This window comes from Trichocoleus sp. FACHB-591 (assembly GCF_014695845.1).
Taxonomy (GTDB): Bacteria; Cyanobacteriota; Cyanobacteriia; order FACHB-46; family FACHB-46; genus Trichocoleus.
In genome coordinates, this window is sequence record NZ_JACJPA010000032.1 from 86019 (window position 1) to 102876 (window position 16858).

The following is a 16858-nucleotide window of genomic DNA, read 5'->3' on the forward strand; positions in this document are numbered from 1 at the left end:
GCTGTGCCCCTACCTTAGCAAGAGACGGATAGGGGCAGAGTTATGCTCCAGCCTTAATGAACGAGTTCGATCGCACGTTTGGCGATCGCTTCCGCAGTCAAGCCATTGAAAGCCATCAGTTCTCCGGCGCTGGCTGTAGTTTCACCACGTTTCCAGGCAAAGGTGTCCCGCTTACTGGTGCTGCGGAGCATGATCGGCTCTAGCATGCCGCTGGCACCGCCTGTAATGCCGAGCAGGGCATCGCCGCCAAATAGGGCTGCAAAGCCAGCATCATCCAAGAAAGTGCCGTCAGCTTCAGAGCAGGTGTCCCAAGCTACATCAGAGGCACGGTAGAGGCGACGGGGGTTGACGATGGAGACAACACGCACTGCTAGTCCTTCTGTTTCCAAGAAGGTAGCGGCTTCCAAGGCTGGAATGAGAGTCATGTCGCCAATCACGGCCAAGACCACGAGCTTGCCGCCTTCTGTCCCTGCAATTTCTTGGAGCGTGACGGCTCCTTGCTCTAACCCTTGCTGAGCTTGGGCGAACGTGGTGCGAATCGGCAGAGGTGATTTGCTGGCTGTGATCACAATGCCTTTGTTTTTGGTCGTTAAGGCCCAGTCGTAGCAGACTTGGATGCTGTTGGCATCGGGTGGAAACAGCGGGAAAACGTTGCCATTCCGCATCATGGCGGCAAAGTAGGCTTCCACTTCAGGGCGTTGGTGAGTCCAACCGTTGCGGCCCTGCTCCAAGGCTCCAGCCGTAAACAGCGTCACGGTGGAAGGCGTGGGGCGGCGCAGCTCAGACATGGCCTGCGTCACCGTTTGCCAAATCGGTAAGCCGTTGATGGCAAATGATTCGTAGGAGCACCAGAGCGTACGGCTCCCCATTAACGCCAAACCTGCGGCCAGTCCTGCACAAGCATCTTCGCTCAAAGGCTCATAAACCTGACCTGTGGGGCTTTGGTTGTAGAGGTCGTCGGTGGTGGGATGAATGATTTTGAGGGCTTGGTTGATGTTGGCAATCCCCGAAGCTTCGTTGCCGTCTGCATTGGTCACGATGTAGTTGCGATCGCGTTGCCCGACCGCAGCTACCAAGTGCCCCATCGCTGTCGTAGATACTTTAGGATCACCACCCACCGAGTACTCTTCTAGCGGTAATTTGCCTAGCTCAGGCAAGGGGAGTTCCGACTCAGTTACCGCAGTCTTAGCGGATGGCCCCCCATTCGATCGCTCAAAATTGGTCCGCACCAGTTCCCAAGCTTTACTTGGCAAAGCGCGAGCTTGCAGTGCTGCCACAATATCGGGGTTGTCTAAGGTGTGATGGGCGTAGAGGTTGTGGGATTTCGCACCGCGAGCATGCACCCCAGCCCCTTTGAGTTGCTTGATGATAAATACCGTCAGCTTGCCGCCCAACGCTGACTGAGCTGCTTGATCTACTCCTGCCAATACCGCCTGTGTAAACGCCAACCGCTGCTCAAACGAAAAAGCAGTGCTATCGACATAATCTCCAGGTTGGTTCTGGTCATCGAAGGCTTTGGCATCCACCAAAATTACTTCCTCAAACCCATTACCGCGCCAGAAAGCCAGCATTTCTTCGTTAGACTTCAGCGACACCATGCTGTGGTGCTCTTGGCTAAAGCCATTCCAAACCAACACGGGTAGGAAATTGGTTGCTTCCGGGTAAGCCGTGTGGAAATGGGCCATCGAACTCATAACGTAAGGCTCACCCAAGCCCCCATCGCCCACCGTGTAAGGAAATAGCGTGTTCCGGTGCAGTAGCGCCGCCGCCATCGCAAAGTGTTGCCCCTGCCCCAACGGTCCCGCCGGAGCCAAAATGCCCGGAATATAACCCGACAAGTGCCCTAATAACCCATGCTTCTCCCGGAAGCGATCGCGCAGTTGTTGCACCGTCTTGATGCCCATTGCTTCCAACGAGCGATCCAGAAACATCCCACTGTAGAACCCAGGCGCGTGGTGCCCCACTTCCGTAATGATGTTCTTGTGACCCAACATCACCAGCGCCGCATAAGCCTCCGCTTGGCTAGCAAACCCACCCGGATGCCCCGAAGCCTTACTTGCCGTCACCTGCAAAATCAGATAGCGCAACGCATCCGCCGCCAGCATCGTCTGATAAACCGCTGCCTGATCCGTCGAACTCGCGATCGCCTTTTGCCCCTCCGCGATCGCTGGAGCTTGGCCATAGGCATCAAACCCAGGCACCGTATCACCAAAATACTGAATGCCCTCACAGAAAGCAGGAACAGCGGACATAGGATTCGGAGTGACTGCGGTCATGCTGAAGACACCTATTTGCAAAAACGGATCAGGTCAAATAACCCTTTCCCATAGTACAGGGAGGAGTGAGGGGTGAGGGTTGGAAGGTAAGGCAGGAGCTAAAAGAATTTAAGAAGTCGAAACACTAACACCTAAACTCGTCTGGAGGAGGTCTGGAGGACGCAGCCGTCCTTCAGCGGGGGTTTGGGGGCGAGTACCCCCAAGGCTCGGATTCCCAAATGATTCTGTAGATACAGACACTTACACCACTTCCTAGACAAGCTAACTACCATAGAGAGAACAACAGACGATCACCGTTCTGAAGCAGAGGACAAGCACTATGACCGCTACATTATCTGTGCCGCAGTCCATCGAATCTTGGCTTGGCGAAGAAGCCCAAGACCTCCTAACCCACAAAGCCAAAATTTCCAAAGACCTTATACATTTGCCTGGCCCCGATTGGATCGAGCGCATCTTTGCCCAGAGCGATCGCTCCCCCCAAGTTTTGCGGAGCCTCCAACAGCTCTACTCCTATGGCCGCCTAGCCAACACAGGCTACTTGTCGATTCTGCCCGTAGACCAAGGCATTGAACACTCTGCGGGTGCCTCGTTTGCCCCCAACCCCATCTACTTCGACAGCGAGAACATCATTAAACTCGCGATCGCCGCAGGCTGCAACGCCGTTGCCACCACCTTAGGAGTCTTAGGTAGCGTTTCGCGCAAATACGCCCACAAAATTCCCTTCATCCTCAAACTCAACCACAACGAACTCCTTACCTACCCCAACAAATTCGACCAGATCATGTTTGCCTCAGTCGAGCAAGCTTGGAACCTGGGAGCCGTGGCCGTGGGAGCCACCATTTATTTCGGTTCTGAAGAATCCGATCGCCAAATTCAAGAAGTCAGCCAAGCCTTTGCCCTCGCTCACGAATACGGCATGGCCACGATCCTCTGGTGTTACCTACGCAACGACGCCTTCAAGCAAGACAAAGACTATCATCTAGCGGGCGACCTCACCGCCCAAGCCAACCACCTCGGCGTCACCATCCAAGCCGACATCATCAAGCAAAAATTGCCCGAACTTAACAACGGCTATAAAGCAGTCGCCCAAGCCACAGGCAAAAGCTACGGCAAAACCCATGAGAAAGTTTACTCTGAACTCACCACCGACCATCCCATCGACCTCACCCGCTATCAGTTGCTCAACTGCTACGCCGGACGAGCTGGTCTGATCAACTCTGGCGGTGCTTCTGGTAAAAATGATTTTGCCGAAGCCATCCGGACTGCTGTGGTGAACAAACGCGCCGGGGGTTCTGGCTTAATCTCAGGTCGTAAGACCTTCCAGCGTCCGTTTGAGGAAGGAGTGCAACTCTTTCACGCCATTCAAGACGTTTACTTGTCACCCGATGTGACGATCGCCTGATGATTTCTTTGTGATTGACGCTTTGCGATTTGAGATTTTGGATTAATCTAGGAATCTGACATCTAACAAACCTGAAAGCGTAATGAAGCTGGCAGCACGAGTGGGGCAGGTATCACCTTCTTTGACATTGGCGATCGCCGCAAAAGCGAAAGCTCTGAAGGCCGAGGGCATTGATGTGTGTAGTTTCAGCGCTGGGGAACCTGACTTTGACACCCCCACGCATATTAAAGAAGCTGCCAAGCAAGCGCTGGATCAGGGCAAAACCAAATACGGCCCAGCGGCAGGGGAACCAAAGCTGCGAGAAGCGATCGCCCAAAAACTGCAAAGCCAGAATCACCTGTCCTACCGAGCCGAACAGATTGTCGTCACCAATGGTGGTAAGCATTCTCTGTTCAATCTCATGCTGGCCCTGTTGAATCTCGGCGATGAGGTGATTATTCCTGCCCCTTACTGGCTCAGCTACCCAGAAATGGTGAAGTTGGCCGCAGGAGTGCCTGTAATTCTCGAAACAGATGCTGCCAGCGATTTCAAAGTCACCCCCGACCAACTGCGTCAAGCCATCACGCCTAGAACCCGCCTGTTTATTCTCAACTCGCCTTCCAACCCCACTGGAGTCGTTTATACACCCGACGAAATTCGCGCGATCGCTCAAGTCATCGTCGAGAAGGACATCCTAGTGGTTTCGGACGAAATCTACGAAAAGATGATCTACGGCGACGCAGAACATCTCAGCATTGGTGCGGTCAGCCCAGAAGTGTTTGAGCGCACCATTATCAGTAACGGTTTCGCCAAAGCCTACTCCATGACAGGCTGGCGAATTGGCTACCTGGCAGGCCCGACGGATTTAATCAAGGCAGTCAGTACGCTGCAAAGCCACAGCACTTCTAATGTCTGCACCTTTGCTCAATACGGGGCGATCGCAGCTTATACAGGCTCTCAAGACTGCGTGGAAGAAATGCGGCAAGCCTTTGCCCAACGCCGCCAAGTGATGCTAGACCACCTGAACGCGATTCCTGGTCTGAGCTGCCCGCCACCAGACGGAGCCTTCTACCTATTCCCCAATATCAGCAAGACTGGCCTCAAGTCCTTAGAGTTCTGCGATAAGTTGCTCGAAACTCAACAGGTCGCGGTAATTCCAGGCGTTGCCTTTGGTGCAGATGAGCACATCCGTCTCTCCTACGCCACCGACATGCCCACGATCGAAACAGGTATGGAACGCTTAGCGCAATTTGTCACCAGTCGTCTTTGATCTGGGCATACTGGAGGCGACCCGATGAAACGGCCTTCAGACAAGCGGCAATTGCAGGTAAGAGACTGCCTACCATTAGTAGCTTTTGCCTGAGATGAGGCCCTTTCACATCATGAATTTACATGGGTGAAGTTTAACTCTGATGTCATCATCTCTTCAGCAAGCTACTATCTACCTAGCACAACAGAACTACGACGAAGCGATCGCGCTTTGTGAGCAGGCAATCGCTACTGATTCCACCAGTACCTATGCTTATTGGTATCTTGGCTTAGCGCTGCTCTTGCAGGACAGAGAGTCTGAAGCACAAGCAACTTGGTTATCTGCGATTGCAGAGGTTCAGCCTGAGCAAGTGGAAGCTAGTACTCTAGAACTTTTAGGCCTCCTAAGCAGTGAAGTGCTGAAGCAAGAAGCGAAAGAAAATTGGCATCAAGTTTGGGCAATTCGCCAACAAATTTACGAATTAACACCACAGGATGCTAATAATCTGCTTGCAATGGCGCTCCTGCCTGCAAAACTAGGGAGTTTTTGGACTGAAGGAAAACAAGCATTGGCTGACGCTGCCACGTTGCTACAGTCTGGAGTTATGCCTTCGCTCAGACTAGAACTTCTACTCACTACTCTAGAAGCGCTTAATCCTTTAGATCGTAGTTCGCTAAATTTATTCGAAGCTTATTTGACAGCTAAAGTTACCTTACTAGACTCATTTACGGTGGCTGCTCAGCAACTAATGCGTGTAGAACTTCGCTTTGCTGAAGCTTATTACAAACTTGGTTTGGCCTGGTCAGCCCAAGGGCAAACCGAAGATGCAATCGCCTATTTGCAACGAACTTTGGCAATATCACCAACCTATGCTCTAGCTCACGTAGAGTTGGGCAATATTTTTCTGAGACAGTGCGAGTATGAATTAGCGATCGAGCACTATCAAGCTGCGATCGCTCTACAGCCAGATCTGGCTCATATGTCAGCTAAGTTGGCGTTAGTGAAAACTCATTGGCAAGAAATTCATACTAAAGGTTATCAGTTCAACTCTGACTTTTTTACTGAGAGTATTCCAACTTGGCAGCAATATCTGCAAACGTTAGCTCACAAGCCAGGTTTACAAGCAATTGAAATTGGCAGTTTTGAGGGGCATTCTGCTTGTTGGTTGCTCGACAACATTCTGAGTGATAAAGCCGCGCACCTCACCTGTTTAGATACTTTTCAACCGCCATACAATCGGTTGTTTGATGCCAATATCACAAAAACTGGGGCTGCGAACAAAGTGACTAAATTAGCAGGCAAGTCTCAGGAGGTTCTGCGATCGCTACCTTTAAATACTTACGACCTTATTTATATTGATGGTTCGCATGTTGCCAGTGACGTATTGGAGGATGGAGTCATTTCTTGGCGTTTAATCAAGCTAGGTGGTTTGATTATTTTTGACGACTATGATTACATTTTTATTCGTAGTGCTTACTACAACCCGCAATCAAACAGTTTTCAAGGGTTAGCTTCCTACCCCAGTTGGAGTACTAAAGTGGGAGTTGATGCCTTCTTATCTGCTTTTGAGGACAAAATCCAGATCTTGCACAAAGGGCATCAAGTGATTGTTCGTAAAATTGCCTATCAAGCCTAGATTTCGAGATTGAATATTGACAATATTCAGCGCCAAAGCGATCGCACTGCTCAACAGAATCGTTCTAATCCATCCCATGTCGAGCAAACAGGTTCTCGCAGTCTGGGATCAGCTAGACCAACCTCTTCCAATGTGTAACTTCCGCGACCAAAATTACAGGGTGCACAAGTAATCACGACATTCTCTAAATCATTGTTGCCACCTCTGGCGTGAGGCAGCAGATGATCGTACTGCAACCATAGAGCTTGGAAGGCGGCATGTTGTTCTGGGTTTGTTTTTCCCCACGGCAGGGCATCTGGATAAAACTTTCTGAGGCGATCGCGGACTTCACCTCCGATGACTGGGATACCGCAAAATCTACAGTGGTAGCCGTCCCGTTGATGCAGAAAATGTTTTTGGGCTACTGTTGGCATCCGATTCGGAACCCGTTGATCCTGCGGCAAGTGCAGAGGTGCATTCGCTACAACTCGGTACTGCGTGCAAGGGCTGTTGGCACCCCAGAGAGATTCTGTCCACTCTCGAACTGTGGGAATATCGGCAAGACAGATCAAAGCCTCAGCCAAATCAAATCGTCCGACAAGATGGGCTGATACTGCTGCATCCAAATAACGTGCGGCATCTGCAATTTCAGGGATTGGCTTTCGAAAACAGGGGCGATCGCTCAACCTTTTCTCCATAAGTTAAGTTGCATCAAAAAAGCCTCTAAACCGAGACAAGGGTGACTTGAACTGCGATCTAAAGGCTTGAGGTTTACAGGTAAGTTAATACCTGTTGATGAAGCGAGTAAGTATTAACTAATTGGCTGTTTTTGCTGTAGGTGGCATCACCACTTTCTTCGCTAAACCGACTACTTTGAGCGCTTTAATTGCCCACCAGGTGACATCAATTTCCCACCAATGGCGGCCTGCGGGTGCCACATTCGGTTGAGCGTGGTGATTGTTGTGCCAGCCTTCGCCGTAAGTGATCAGAGCTGCCCACCAAAGATTACGGGAGTTATCTTCCACTTCATAAGTACGATAGCCGCGCAAATGAGTGATGGAGTTGATAAACCAGGTGCTATGCCACAACAGCACTGCGCGTAAAAACAAACCCCAGACCACAAACGACCAACCGCCGATCGCGTATAGCCCTAGACCCATCGGGATTTGCAGAAACACGTGATAGCGATCGAGGAAGCGATAGTAAGCATCGCGAGCCAGATCGGGAGCGTATCTGTAGTACTTCTCGGGATTAAAGAATTCGTCACGCGGGTACAAAACCCAGAGCATGTGGCTCCACCAAAAACCGCGCTTGGAGGAATAAGGATCTTTGTCTACATCCTCAGCAAAAGCGTGGTGTTGGCGATGACCTCCAATCCAAAAAATTGGCCCGCCCTGTAGCGCTAAGGCTCCGATGGTAATGATGATGTACTCCAACCATTTGGGTACTTGAAAACTTCGGTGGCTGACGAGTCGGTGATAGCCCAAGCAGATGCCAATGCTGCCAAACAGCCAATGGAGGAACAGGGTAACGCCTAGAGCCGACCACGAAAAAAACCAAGGTGCGAGCAAAGCGATGGCGTGAAAGCTCCCGAAAAAGAGCACATTAGACCAACTCAGCGACAGGGATGGCCTACCTGTAGCAGCAGGCGCAATGGAATTAGAGGTCATAAATTTCCTATTTGAATGCCGTACTTAACCAGTGCTGGGGAGTTTCAGGACTGGTGAACTCGCCCTCGCTGTTCACTGGTTGTGCCTTGGTTTTGATCGAAGTCAAAAAAGACCGCTACAGTAGGAGGATGCAAGCCATACTTACATAGCTTAGCAATCCCATCCAGCAATTGCAAGTGGTACTTGCATTTTATCTATGTCTGCTCAACGAAGTCTGACGCGACAGCGCCTCATTAACGCGGCCATTGAGCTGTTTACGGCTCAGGGGGTCACCGAAACCACAACAAGACAAATCGCTGAACTAGCAGAGGTCAATGAAGTCACGCTATTTCGGCATTTTGGTAACAAGCATGGCCTGCTGCTGGCGGTGCTGGAGGACTCTGGGATGTTTACTCAGCTCGGCGAGTCTCTAATCCAGCAAGCCAACCAAACTAGCAATATTGCTCAAACCCTTAAAGACTATGCTAACGCTTGTCTTCAGGCGCTGGAGCGTGTGCCAGACTTTGTTCGCTCTGTGGTTGGGGAAGCGGGTCAGTATCCTGCCGAGAATCGCCAAGCTCTGGGGCAAGGCATCACAGAGGCGAATCGTTATGTTGCCGAGTATTTAGCCACAGTAATTCATCAGGGACATTTGCGAACTCTCCTTCCGGCAGAAAAGTTGGCTAGTTTACTAAACGGCATGTTGTTGGGGTATGCCGTGATCGAGTTCACGAGTGAGTTTCACGAACTCTGGGAAAGCCGAGATGACTTTTTAGATAATTTGGTGGAGCTGTTTTTGCATGGAGCTGTGTTTCAGTCAGAGGCGCAGCTAGAAGCAATGACGGCTTATCCTTGGGAGGCGATCGCTCCTTTGGGCTCGGAATCTATAGCTGATCTTCCCGCTCCTTTAGTTCATGCTATTTTGCAACAAGCGAAAAAACGGGGGTTGCAAGAATATGCGATCGCCTACGTGCTGTTTGCAGCGGGTTTGAGTGTGTCTGAAATAAGTGCTTTGCAGCGATCGCAGCAGTTTAGTGCCACTCAGCAACATTGGTTGCAAGTGCTTCGCAATGGGGTGAGACAAGTACCAGTCAACCAGTGGATTCTGGGGCAACGCTATGGCTCCTATACTCGCAATCCCCTGACTCACTGGCTCAAAAGTCGTAAAGATGCCCAGTCTGCTTTGTTTCTTTCGGCTACGGGCGAACCGATTTCAGAGGTGGAAGTGCGATCGCAATGGCAGCAGATGATAGAGAATTTGTTGACCCCGGAAGGGCACCCACCCCGGATTGAGCAAGCTCAACCAACTTGGTGTGTGGAAATGCTGATGCGCGGGCTGAGTTTAGAAGACCTAAGTATGCTAATTGGTTGGGATATCACTCAATTGCAAGCCTACGTGCAGCGAGCCAAAACTAAAGCGGCTCTAGAACAAGCGATTCGCCTCGATCAGAAAACATAGATTATGCCAAATTCAACTCACGGTGTGATTGCTGCGGGACATGCGAAAACAGCCGAAGCAGGGCTGGAAATGTTGCGCTTAGGGGGTAATGCCTTTGATGCGGCGATCGCAGCGGTAATGGCGGCTTTTGTCGTGGAGCCGACGCTGACTTCTCCAGCAGGAGGAGGGTTTCTTTTAGCGCATACGTCTCAGCAAGAAGATATTTTATTTGATTTTTTTACTCAAACGCCTGGCTCGAAAAAGACCCAATCTGCTCTGGATTTTTACCCGGTTGATGTCAACTTTGGTGGGGCGATTCAAGAATTTCACATTGGCTTGGGATCGATGGGAGTACCAGGAAATGTGGCTGGCATTTTTCACGTGCACCAAAGGTTAGGTAGGTTGCCGTTTCAGGCGATCGCAGAACCTGCAATTCACTATGCCAAAAACGGTGTAGAAATTTCTGATTTCCAGTATTTTTGTTTTCAAATTCTCAGCCCAATTCTGACCGCTACGGCAGAATCACGCCAAATTTTTGCTCCTGACGGTCCTTTGGTCGCACTTGGAAGTGATTTGGTGATGCCAGACTTGGCGGAGACATTAACTTATTTAGCTAAAACTGGACCGAAGGGATTTTATCAAGGTGATATTGCCCATCAAATTGCTCAAGACTGTGAAAACTTTGGTGGTTATTTAACCCTGGAAGATTTACAGCAGTATCAGGTGATTGAACGTCGGCCTTTAACGATTAATTATCGCGATAATATTCTACTGACCAACCCTACTCCTAGCTCTGGCGGCACTTTAATTGCTTTTGCTTTGGAGCTTTTGTCTGCGATCGATTTGACAGCTTTTGAGTTTGGCAGTGCTCAACATTTAGATCTTTTGGCTACAACGATGCGATTGACGAATGCAGCGCGTCGAGAGCAATCGCATCAGCTTTTTCAACAGGATTCCCAAGCATTTCTAGACGGTGCTCAAGTGGAAGTGTATCAGGCGCAGTTATCGAATGCCGTGAATAAATGGGGCAGTACAACGCATCTGAGCGTGATTGATGATGAAGGCAATGCTGCGAGTGTAACTACTTCTAATGGCGAAGGTTGCGGTTACATAGTTCCTGGCACTGGCATCATGATGAATAACATGTTGGGCGAAGAAGATCTGAACCCAAATGGCTTTCATCAATGGCAGGAGAATACACGCATTGCATCTATGATGGCTCCTACGATTGTGCTGAAAGATCAGCAGCCAGAGATTGTTTTAGGTTCTGGAGGTTCCAATCGAATTAGAACCGCAATTCTACAAGTAATTTCTAATATTTTAGATTTCCAAATGCCTGTGGCAGCCGCAGTGGAGAGTCCACGAATTCATTGGGAAAACTCTGTATTTAATGTTGAACCAGGATTTAGTGAGGCTGAGCTGAGCAAACTGCATCTCCCACCGGACGATGAGTGGGTGTTGTGGCAGCAGGAAAATATGTTTTTTGGTGGCGTGCATACTGTGATACGAGATGCAGACGGAACCATTACGGGTGCGGGCGATCGCCGTCGTAGTGGTGTTGTAATGAGCTGCTAATTTTGGGCTCGTTCAGCGACTCGTATGAAATCCTTGAATTTCTTCTGGTTCTTCGTACTCCACTTTGACTTCTTGGACGATCGCCATCTGTGGCCCTTTGTGACACCACCGAATCATCTCTTCCAGCAATTCTGGTGGACCTTCAAATACTGCTTCTACTCGTCCATCGGGTAAGTTCTTGACCCAACCATTGACTCCTAGGGTTTCTGCGGCCTGGCAAGTTGACATGCGATAACCGACACCTTGGACTCGCCCAGAAATCCAAACATGCGCTCTTGGGTGGTTAACATTTGCCATTTAGCTACCCTCTAATGCGAACTCATAATGCGGAACTCAGCGCTCACAATCGAGGCTTGAGCTTGACTATTAGTCTTATGGATGTTGTTCTCCATTTATGGCGCTGCCAGAAACTAACCTCTGTCCATAGTCGGGTTAAAGGTGATTATTTTAATTAGAAGCTTATGTCTTGAGCAGGGTTAAGCCCACTGTACCGCTTGTTAAATTTCAGGGGTTGTTAATTTCAAGCTCCTATGACATACACTGACATTGCCAATAACCAAAAGCAAGCGATTCAAAGTTTCCAATCCTTTGATGCAGATACTCAACTTGCTTTTTTGTGGTTTATTTATGAGGAACTGAAGGGTTCTCTTACGCCCAAAGGTGGTCCTGACACCTCCGGTTTCGCGATCGCTCAAGGGGTTGTCGATCGCATTCAACAACTGCCTCAAGATCAACAGCTTCAAGCTCAACGGGATGTCGTAGCTGGCCAACCCTCGGAGTTTGGTACTTCTTATGGAGACTTCAACTCCAGCAACAGATTGGCTTTCTGGTATCTGTTAGCTCAAGGCATGGAGAACGGTCAGATCGTTAATGTGCCTTCTGACTATCAAATGTCTGGTGATGCTCAAGAGTTCTTTAATGCGATTAAGGGGCTAGAGTTTAATGACCAAATTACGTTTATGCGGAATGTGGTTTCCTGCATTGGTCCTGAGCCCAAAGAAGGCGCTGTTTTCACCTAAGGTGTTGGGTGAACTAAACCGTCTGTAAAAGATTTTTGTGGTTGTTTGACCTATCTGTATAAGAAAAGAGCTTGGGGGCACCTGCCCCCAAACCCCCGCTGAGGGACGGCTGCGTCCCCCAGACCCCCTCCAGACAAGTTTTAAGTGTATCTGTTAGGCACTGATAGACGAGAGAAGAGAGTTTTTGGGGTGAAATTGAGGTAGTTTTTTAGATCAGGCTAAAAGTTTTTGCGAATTCTGTGGTTCGTTTATGTCTGATCTACCTCCTCTCAATCCTGATACTGTCTGGGATATCCTTAACGACAAAATTGATGATGCGATCGCCAATGGTTTGGTTTGGCATTGTTTGGGATATCGCTATGATGATGTGAATGGGCGCTGGGATGCGACGGATGTGGCTCCAGATTGGCGAGAGGCGTATCCTGAACCTCCAGATTTTATTGAGAGTCGCCCCGCAACGGTGAAGCTGACGCGATCGATTCCAGCAGAAAATAAGCAGTTGCTGAAGGAGCAGTTGGGGTTTACTGGCTACAAGGTAGGTGAACTGGTGCCTCGACTGACGCGCCGAGCTACAATGGCGAATTGGTTACTTAGTTATTTACGTAGTGCCAGTAATTAGTGGAACAAGTGCTTGGCAGGATAATTCCTTGGCAAAACAAGTACTTGGCGGAACAATTGTAGGCATTAGACTTGTCTCTATAGATACCGAGGGGATTCAGGTTTTCCCTCATATGGGGCAAGGTCTATGTTTCCTGCACTACTCTCGTCTTTGGTGCTATCTGGCCAAGTTCATATTTCTGTCCCGGTGAATCAATACCCTTGGGGCTATCCTGGCTATCCTCATGGCGGCAATATCATCATTGTTCAGCCGCAGCAGGTGCAGCCGCCTGTTCTGGTGGAGTTTGATGCATTAGGCAAGGATTGGGGGAGTGTGTGGATCAATGGCGAAGAAGTCTACCGTCCCAAACTTTATAATCGTCGGCAGGTGTTGAATCTGGCTCCTGGTAGCTATCGAGTTGTCCTGACTGGTATTACTAAGTACGATGTTTGGTCGGCGGGTTATCTGAATGTTGGTCGTACAGGTACGTTGCGAGTTGTGTTTTCTAAGACAAATGGTGTTTATGTCCAAGGCGACCCTAGCGCTTGGTTAGGCGATCGCGATGTTCGCAATGGAATGGAAGTTTGGCGGCGCTAATTTTTAGGAGCCGTACTTGAGGATGGCTACGAATCCCTATGCCTGGTTGGAACAATCTCTAGAAACCATTCACCGAGCAGATTGGTATCGTTCGGTGCAAACAATTGAAAGCCAAGCTGGGCCTGTGGTGCGCTTAGCAGGGCGAGAAGTGCTCAACTTTGCGAGCAACGATTACTTGGGGCTAACCAGTGACGATCGCCTAATTCAAGCGGCGATCGCGGCCACCCAAGAGTTTGGTACGGGGAGTACGGGGTCACGGCTGATTACGGGGCATCGAGAACTCCATCGGCAGTTGGAACTAGCGATCGCCGCTCTGAAGCAAACCGAAGATGCGTTGGTGTTTAGCTCTGGGTATTTGGCTAATCTGGGCGCGATCGCGGCTTTGGTCGGTAAGCGCGATTTGATCTTGTCGGATCAGTACAACCACTCCAGCTTGAAGAATGGAGCCATTCTCAGCGGAGCTAAAGTAATGGACTATACCCACTGTGATGTGGCTGACTTAAGCACCAAGCTAACGCAACAGCGCGATCGCTACCGTCGCTGCTTGATTCTGACCGATAGTGTTTTTAGTATGGACGGTGATCTCTGCCCCCTACCAGAGTTGATCGCGATCGCCAAGGATTTTGAGGCGATGCTGCTGTTGGATGAAGCCCATGCCACAGGGGTAATGGGAGCGACGGGAGCAGGTTGCGTTGAGCATTTCGGTTGTACTGGGCACCCCTTAATTCAAATTGGCACTCTGAGCAAAGCGCTCGGTAGTTTAGGCGGTTATGTGGCTGGCTCTGCTACTCTGATTGATTTCTTACGCAACCGCGCCCCCACTTGGATTTACACCACAGGTCTTTCTCCGGCGGATACTGCCGCAGCCTTAGCCGCGATCGCGATCGTGCAGCAAGAACCGCAGCGACGGGCTCAACTTTGGCAGAATGTAGCTCATCTCCAACAATTAATTGCGGAAAGTTGGAGCGATGCTCCGATTGCTTTTGAGCTAAAGCCCCTACCCTCTGCGTCACCGATTCTTTGCTTTCAAGTGCCAGATGCGGCAACGGTGCTCCAGATAGGGCAAAAACTCAAACAAGCTGGAATTTTTGCCTCGGCAATTCGACCCCCCACGGTGCCGACTAGCCGAGTTCGGATTACGGTGATGGCTACTCACACTTCAGCGCACTTGCAACAATTGGCTGCTGCTTTAAGCCAGGTTACTACCTGAGTCGCCTGAATCCATAAACCAAAGTCTCAAAGTCACTGAAAGGTATGTTGGAGCTAAGACATCTCTCGGTAGGTATTGCTGTTTTCTTGAAAGTGTGCATAAAGATAAGCGCTTTGGCGGTTTTTTTAACCTGACAGAATTTTTAATCTAGAACCTCTATCTCCAAAAACTTATGATTATTTATGAATCAAAAAATAATTTTCACTTGTTCTCATCTGCCGCCACACTTGCCCTTGGGCTACCAGTTTTTCGAGGCTCCCGACTTTATTGAATGTGAGCTTTTGGAAGGGGAAACTTCCCAGGAAGCTTTAGCCAGGGCCAAGACTGCTGGCCTGACAGTGGTCGGTTGGAGCGTCAAAAAATCGCACCCTAAAGTCTAAGGCTGGGGCTGCAAGGACTGGGCCGCAAGGATTGCGCTGCAAAGATTGAGCGATCGCTTGTCCTCCTACCAATTGGCCGTAAAGTCGCATCCAACTGACTAACTGCTGAACTATCTGATAATAATTGCTTGTGGTTGAGCTACCTTAATTTGTTGGGGCAGCGTTAATTTCTGTCTAGAGAGAGATTTTGTAGCGCGATCGCCAACTGAGGTTTAAGTTTTTTTACTAAATCGGGCACCCTGAACTCAGAAAGGATCTGTCCTCGTCTAGATATCCGGGTTAGTTGCCATGCGCTGTCTTTCCGTATTGCTGTTGGGGTCTTCAGTGCTGAGCTTGCTAATGCAGCCCCCAGCGGTTGCCGCAGAAACTGATGCTGTGCCAACTGAGGTGATTCGAGCCCAAGGGTTCTGGCCCCAAGCGCAGCAACTGCTGCAAGCCCAAATTTTGTTAGTCAATCGCATAGAACGGGCGGTGGCCGAGCCTGATCCGAATCAAGTGCGGGCGGCACGAGGGCAACTAACTTTACAGACTGCGGCTGTAGACCGGTTTCTTAAGAGCCAGTATCCCCTGCCTAACTTACTCTGTGCGCCTACCAGAATCCGAGTTGGCAATACAGAAGAACCGTTCACGGTTGGCTCTGGCCTTAGTCAGTCGCAGGGTACCGTTTACTGCAATCTATACCAATCAACTCAAAAATTAGCGTCCCTAGGTGATTTACTCGATCGCCGCCTGTTTATGTTGGCTTCGATCGCGGAAGTGAAGCCACTGCGAGTCGTAGGCGAACAACAACCTCTCTCGCTCCCAGGCACCCCCACTCAAAGCCCTAACTTAGGTAAACCAGCCACCTACCGCTATGGCACCGCTCCCACTTTGCCGACTGAGAAGCCACTTGTAATTGGTCAAGCTACGAAAACAGCGATCGCGGATTATGTGCCACCCATCTCACCCGCGATCGCCCCGCCTCCAGAAGTCGCTCCGGTTCTGCAATCGATCAAGCAACTGTTGACTCGTACCCAAAGCGCTTTCCCCAATGCAGCCAGCTTTTCCGCTCCCACTCGGCAAGTAGAAGCACTAGATCAATACGCCTACGGGCTTTATCCCAAAGAACGTCAGCTTTATGCCAAGTTTCTAGAGCAGCCCAACACTGGTATTGCTCGTGTCCTATTGTCTGAGGCTTACCGCCCCCAACCCAGTGCTTTACAAAATCGCTTAGAACCCACGGTCGCTGAGCGCTTTCCATTTGTCCCTTTGGTGCAGTCTGAGGCAAAATTTACCCCTCGATTTCTGCTGGAGATTGAGAATGGGCGCTTTCAACTCGTGCAGTCGGGCTTAAATTACGGTTTTTTGGCTCCGATGGGAGATGTGCCGATAGAGGCTTTGCAACCTACACTCCCGACTCAGCAAGTGGAGTTGGCTCCTGATCTGCGGCAATTTTTTCTCACTTATGTGCCACCCAATCAACTCGACGCGATTCAAACCGATCGCCGCCGCTTCTTGAGTGGAAAAGTCAATAACCTAGCGCTGAATCAGCTATTAATGAGCCAAGCCCCCATTAGCTTGAACCAAACTTATTTAATGCGATCGCTGCAATTCCAGATGCCAGAGATTGTGATGAGTAGAGAACCTGTGTCTCGTCGCGATCGCCGCTACCTAGATCTATTACTAGAAACCCCTAGTAGTGACCACCTTCTAGCGTTTCGGCCAGTGATTCGTCACTCCGATGGCACCTATACTGTCTTGTGGCGAGTCTTGCAGCAGTTTCCAGACCCGCAGATTCAGGATCTAGATAAGTACGTCAATCTAGATTAACGGACCAATTTCTGGTTGGGACCAATCTGCGCTAGCGTAGGATTGATGTTCACTGTTTAGTT

15 protein-coding genes are annotated in these 16858 nt (G+C 49.9%); 10 read left to right on the forward strand and 5 right to left on the reverse strand.

Annotation, left to right across the window (positions count from 1 at the left end; genetic code table 11):
* Nucleotides 1-53: 53 nt before the first annotated feature.
* Nucleotides 54-2276 carry a phosphoketolase gene (locus H6F90_RS05580; RefSeq protein ID WP_190550945.1) on the reverse strand — a complete coding sequence of 741 codons (2223 nt, stop codon included), beginning with the start codon at nucleotides 2274-2276 and terminating at the stop codon, nucleotides 54-56.
* Nucleotides 2277-2595: 319 nt separating this feature from the next.
* Between H6F90_RS05580 and H6F90_RS05585 the strand changes: the two genes are divergently transcribed.
* The 3 genes from H6F90_RS05585 to H6F90_RS05595 all read left to right on the forward strand — a co-directional run bounded on the left by H6F90_RS05585 (nucleotide 2596) and on the right by H6F90_RS05595 (nucleotide 6542).
* Nucleotides 2596-3678 (forward strand): class I fructose-bisphosphate aldolase, encoded by a 1083-nt coding sequence (locus tag H6F90_RS05585; protein WP_190550946.1) that lies wholly within the window; start codon nucleotides 2596-2598, stop codon nucleotides 3676-3678.
* An 82-nt stretch (nucleotides 3679-3760) separates the two neighbouring features.
* A complete protein-coding gene (locus tag H6F90_RS05590; RefSeq protein WP_190550948.1) occupies nucleotides 3761-4927 on the forward strand; it encodes a pyridoxal phosphate-dependent aminotransferase in 1167 nt (388 codons plus the stop codon).
* Nucleotides 4928-5069: 142 nt separating this feature from the next.
* Entirely contained in the window at nucleotides 5070-6542 is a 1473-nt protein-coding gene (locus tag H6F90_RS05595) for a class I SAM-dependent methyltransferase (RefSeq protein WP_190550950.1), read from the forward strand.
* Between the two features lie 50 nt (nucleotides 6543-6592).
* Here H6F90_RS05595 and H6F90_RS05600 read toward each other — a convergent pair whose 3' ends face one another.
* Nucleotides 6593-7219 (reverse strand): HNH endonuclease, encoded by a 627-nt coding sequence (locus tag H6F90_RS05600; RefSeq protein ID WP_190550952.1) that lies wholly within the window; start codon nucleotides 7217-7219, stop codon nucleotides 6593-6595.
* A gap of 117 nt (nucleotides 7220-7336) precedes the next feature.
* Nucleotides 7337-8191, reverse strand: coding sequence for a fatty acid desaturase (locus H6F90_RS05605; RefSeq protein ID WP_190550954.1), 855 nt, complete (start codon nucleotides 8189-8191; stop codon nucleotides 7337-7339).
* A gap of 196 nt (nucleotides 8192-8387) precedes the next feature.
* Here H6F90_RS05605 and H6F90_RS05610 point away from each other — a divergent pair, with 196 nt between their 5' ends.
* Both H6F90_RS05610 and ggt read left to right on the forward strand, forming a co-directional pair.
* On the forward strand, nucleotides 8388-9629 hold the full coding sequence (locus tag H6F90_RS05610) for a TetR family transcriptional regulator (RefSeq protein ID WP_190550956.1): 1242 nt from the start codon (nucleotides 8388-8390) through the stop codon (nucleotides 9627-9629).
* 3 nt (nucleotides 9630-9632) lie between these two features.
* Nucleotides 9633-11183, forward strand: a complete 1551-nt coding sequence (ggt, locus tag H6F90_RS05615) for a gamma-glutamyltransferase (RefSeq protein WP_190550958.1) — start codon at nucleotides 9633-9635, stop codon at nucleotides 11181-11183.
* A gap of 12 nt (nucleotides 11184-11195) precedes the next feature.
* Here the strand turns inward: ggt and H6F90_RS05620 are convergent, their stop codons facing one another.
* A complete protein-coding gene (locus H6F90_RS05620; RefSeq protein ID WP_190550960.1) occupies nucleotides 11196-11480 on the reverse strand; it encodes an acylphosphatase in 285 nt (94 codons plus the stop codon).
* Between the two features lie 233 nt (nucleotides 11481-11713).
* On the opposite strand from H6F90_RS05620, the gene H6F90_RS05625 reads away from it, so the two are divergent.
* The 4 genes from H6F90_RS05625 (at nucleotide 11714) to bioF (ending at nucleotide 14607) form a co-directional block, all read left to right on the forward strand.
* Nucleotides 11714-12202, forward strand: a complete 489-nt coding sequence (locus tag H6F90_RS05625) for an orange carotenoid protein N-terminal domain-containing protein (RefSeq protein ID WP_190431115.1) — start codon at nucleotides 11714-11716, stop codon at nucleotides 12200-12202.
* A 250-nt stretch (nucleotides 12203-12452) separates the two neighbouring features.
* A complete protein-coding gene (locus H6F90_RS05630) occupies nucleotides 12453-12821 on the forward strand; it encodes a DUF1823 family protein (protein WP_190550962.1) in 369 nt (122 codons plus the stop codon).
* Nucleotides 12822-12947: 126 nt separating this feature from the next.
* Nucleotides 12948-13397, forward strand: a complete 450-nt coding sequence (locus H6F90_RS05635) for a hypothetical protein (protein ID WP_190550964.1) — start codon at nucleotides 12948-12950, stop codon at nucleotides 13395-13397.
* A gap of 22 nt (nucleotides 13398-13419) precedes the next feature.
* Complete coding sequence (gene bioF / locus H6F90_RS05640) at nucleotides 13420-14607, forward strand: 8-amino-7-oxononanoate synthase (RefSeq protein WP_190550966.1); 1188 nt, start codon at nucleotides 13420-13422, stop codon at nucleotides 14605-14607.
* Between the two features lie 308 nt (nucleotides 14608-14915).
* Here bioF and H6F90_RS05645 read toward each other — a convergent pair whose 3' ends face one another.
* On the reverse strand, nucleotides 14916-15077 hold the full coding sequence (locus H6F90_RS05645; RefSeq protein WP_190550968.1) for a hypothetical protein: 162 nt from the start codon (nucleotides 15075-15077) through the stop codon (nucleotides 14916-14918).
* Nucleotides 15078-15275: 198 nt separating this feature from the next.
* Here H6F90_RS05645 and H6F90_RS05650 point away from each other — a divergent pair, with 198 nt between their 5' ends.
* Nucleotides 15276-16796 (forward strand): hypothetical protein, encoded by a 1521-nt coding sequence (locus tag H6F90_RS05650; protein WP_190550970.1) that lies wholly within the window; start codon nucleotides 15276-15278, stop codon nucleotides 16794-16796.
* Nucleotides 16797-16858 lie beyond the last annotated feature (62 nt).

Coding starts and splice junctions, on each gene's coding strand:
- H6F90_RS05580 (WP_190550945.1), bottom strand. CDS start 2,276: ATGACCGCAGTCACTCCGAATCCTATGTCCGCTGTTCCTGCTTTCTGT.
- H6F90_RS05585 (WP_190550946.1), top strand. CDS start 2,596: ATGACCGCTACATTATCTGTGCCGCAGTCCATCGAATCTTGGCTTGGC.
- H6F90_RS05590 (WP_190550948.1), top strand. CDS start 3,761: ATGAAGCTGGCAGCACGAGTGGGGCAGGTATCACCTTCTTTGACATTG.
- H6F90_RS05595 (WP_190550950.1), top strand. CDS start 5,070: ATGTCATCATCTCTTCAGCAAGCTACTATCTACCTAGCACAACAGAAC.
- H6F90_RS05600 (WP_190550952.1), bottom strand. CDS start 7,219: ATGGAGAAAAGGTTGAGCGATCGCCCCTGTTTTCGAAAGCCAATCCCT.
- H6F90_RS05605 (WP_190550954.1), bottom strand. CDS start 8,191: ATGACCTCTAATTCCATTGCGCCTGCTGCTACAGGTAGGCCATCCCTG.
- H6F90_RS05610 (WP_190550956.1), top strand. CDS start 8,388: ATGTCTGCTCAACGAAGTCTGACGCGACAGCGCCTCATTAACGCGGCC.
- ggt (WP_190550958.1), top strand. CDS start 9,633: ATGCCAAATTCAACTCACGGTGTGATTGCTGCGGGACATGCGAAAACA.
- H6F90_RS05620 (WP_190550960.1), bottom strand. CDS start 11,480: ATGGCAAATGTTAACCACCCAAGAGCGCATGTTTGGATTTCTGGGCGA.
- H6F90_RS05625 (WP_190431115.1), top strand. CDS start 11,714: ATGACATACACTGACATTGCCAATAACCAAAAGCAAGCGATTCAAAGT.
- H6F90_RS05630 (WP_190550962.1), top strand. CDS start 12,453: ATGTCTGATCTACCTCCTCTCAATCCTGATACTGTCTGGGATATCCTT.
- H6F90_RS05635 (WP_190550964.1), top strand. CDS start 12,948: ATGTTTCCTGCACTACTCTCGTCTTTGGTGCTATCTGGCCAAGTTCAT.
- bioF (WP_190550966.1), top strand. CDS start 13,420: ATGGCTACGAATCCCTATGCCTGGTTGGAACAATCTCTAGAAACCATT.
- H6F90_RS05645 (WP_190550968.1), bottom strand. CDS start 15,077: ATGCGACTTTACGGCCAATTGGTAGGAGGACAAGCGATCGCTCAATCT.
- H6F90_RS05650 (WP_190550970.1), top strand. CDS start 15,276: ATGCGCTGTCTTTCCGTATTGCTGTTGGGGTCTTCAGTGCTGAGCTTG.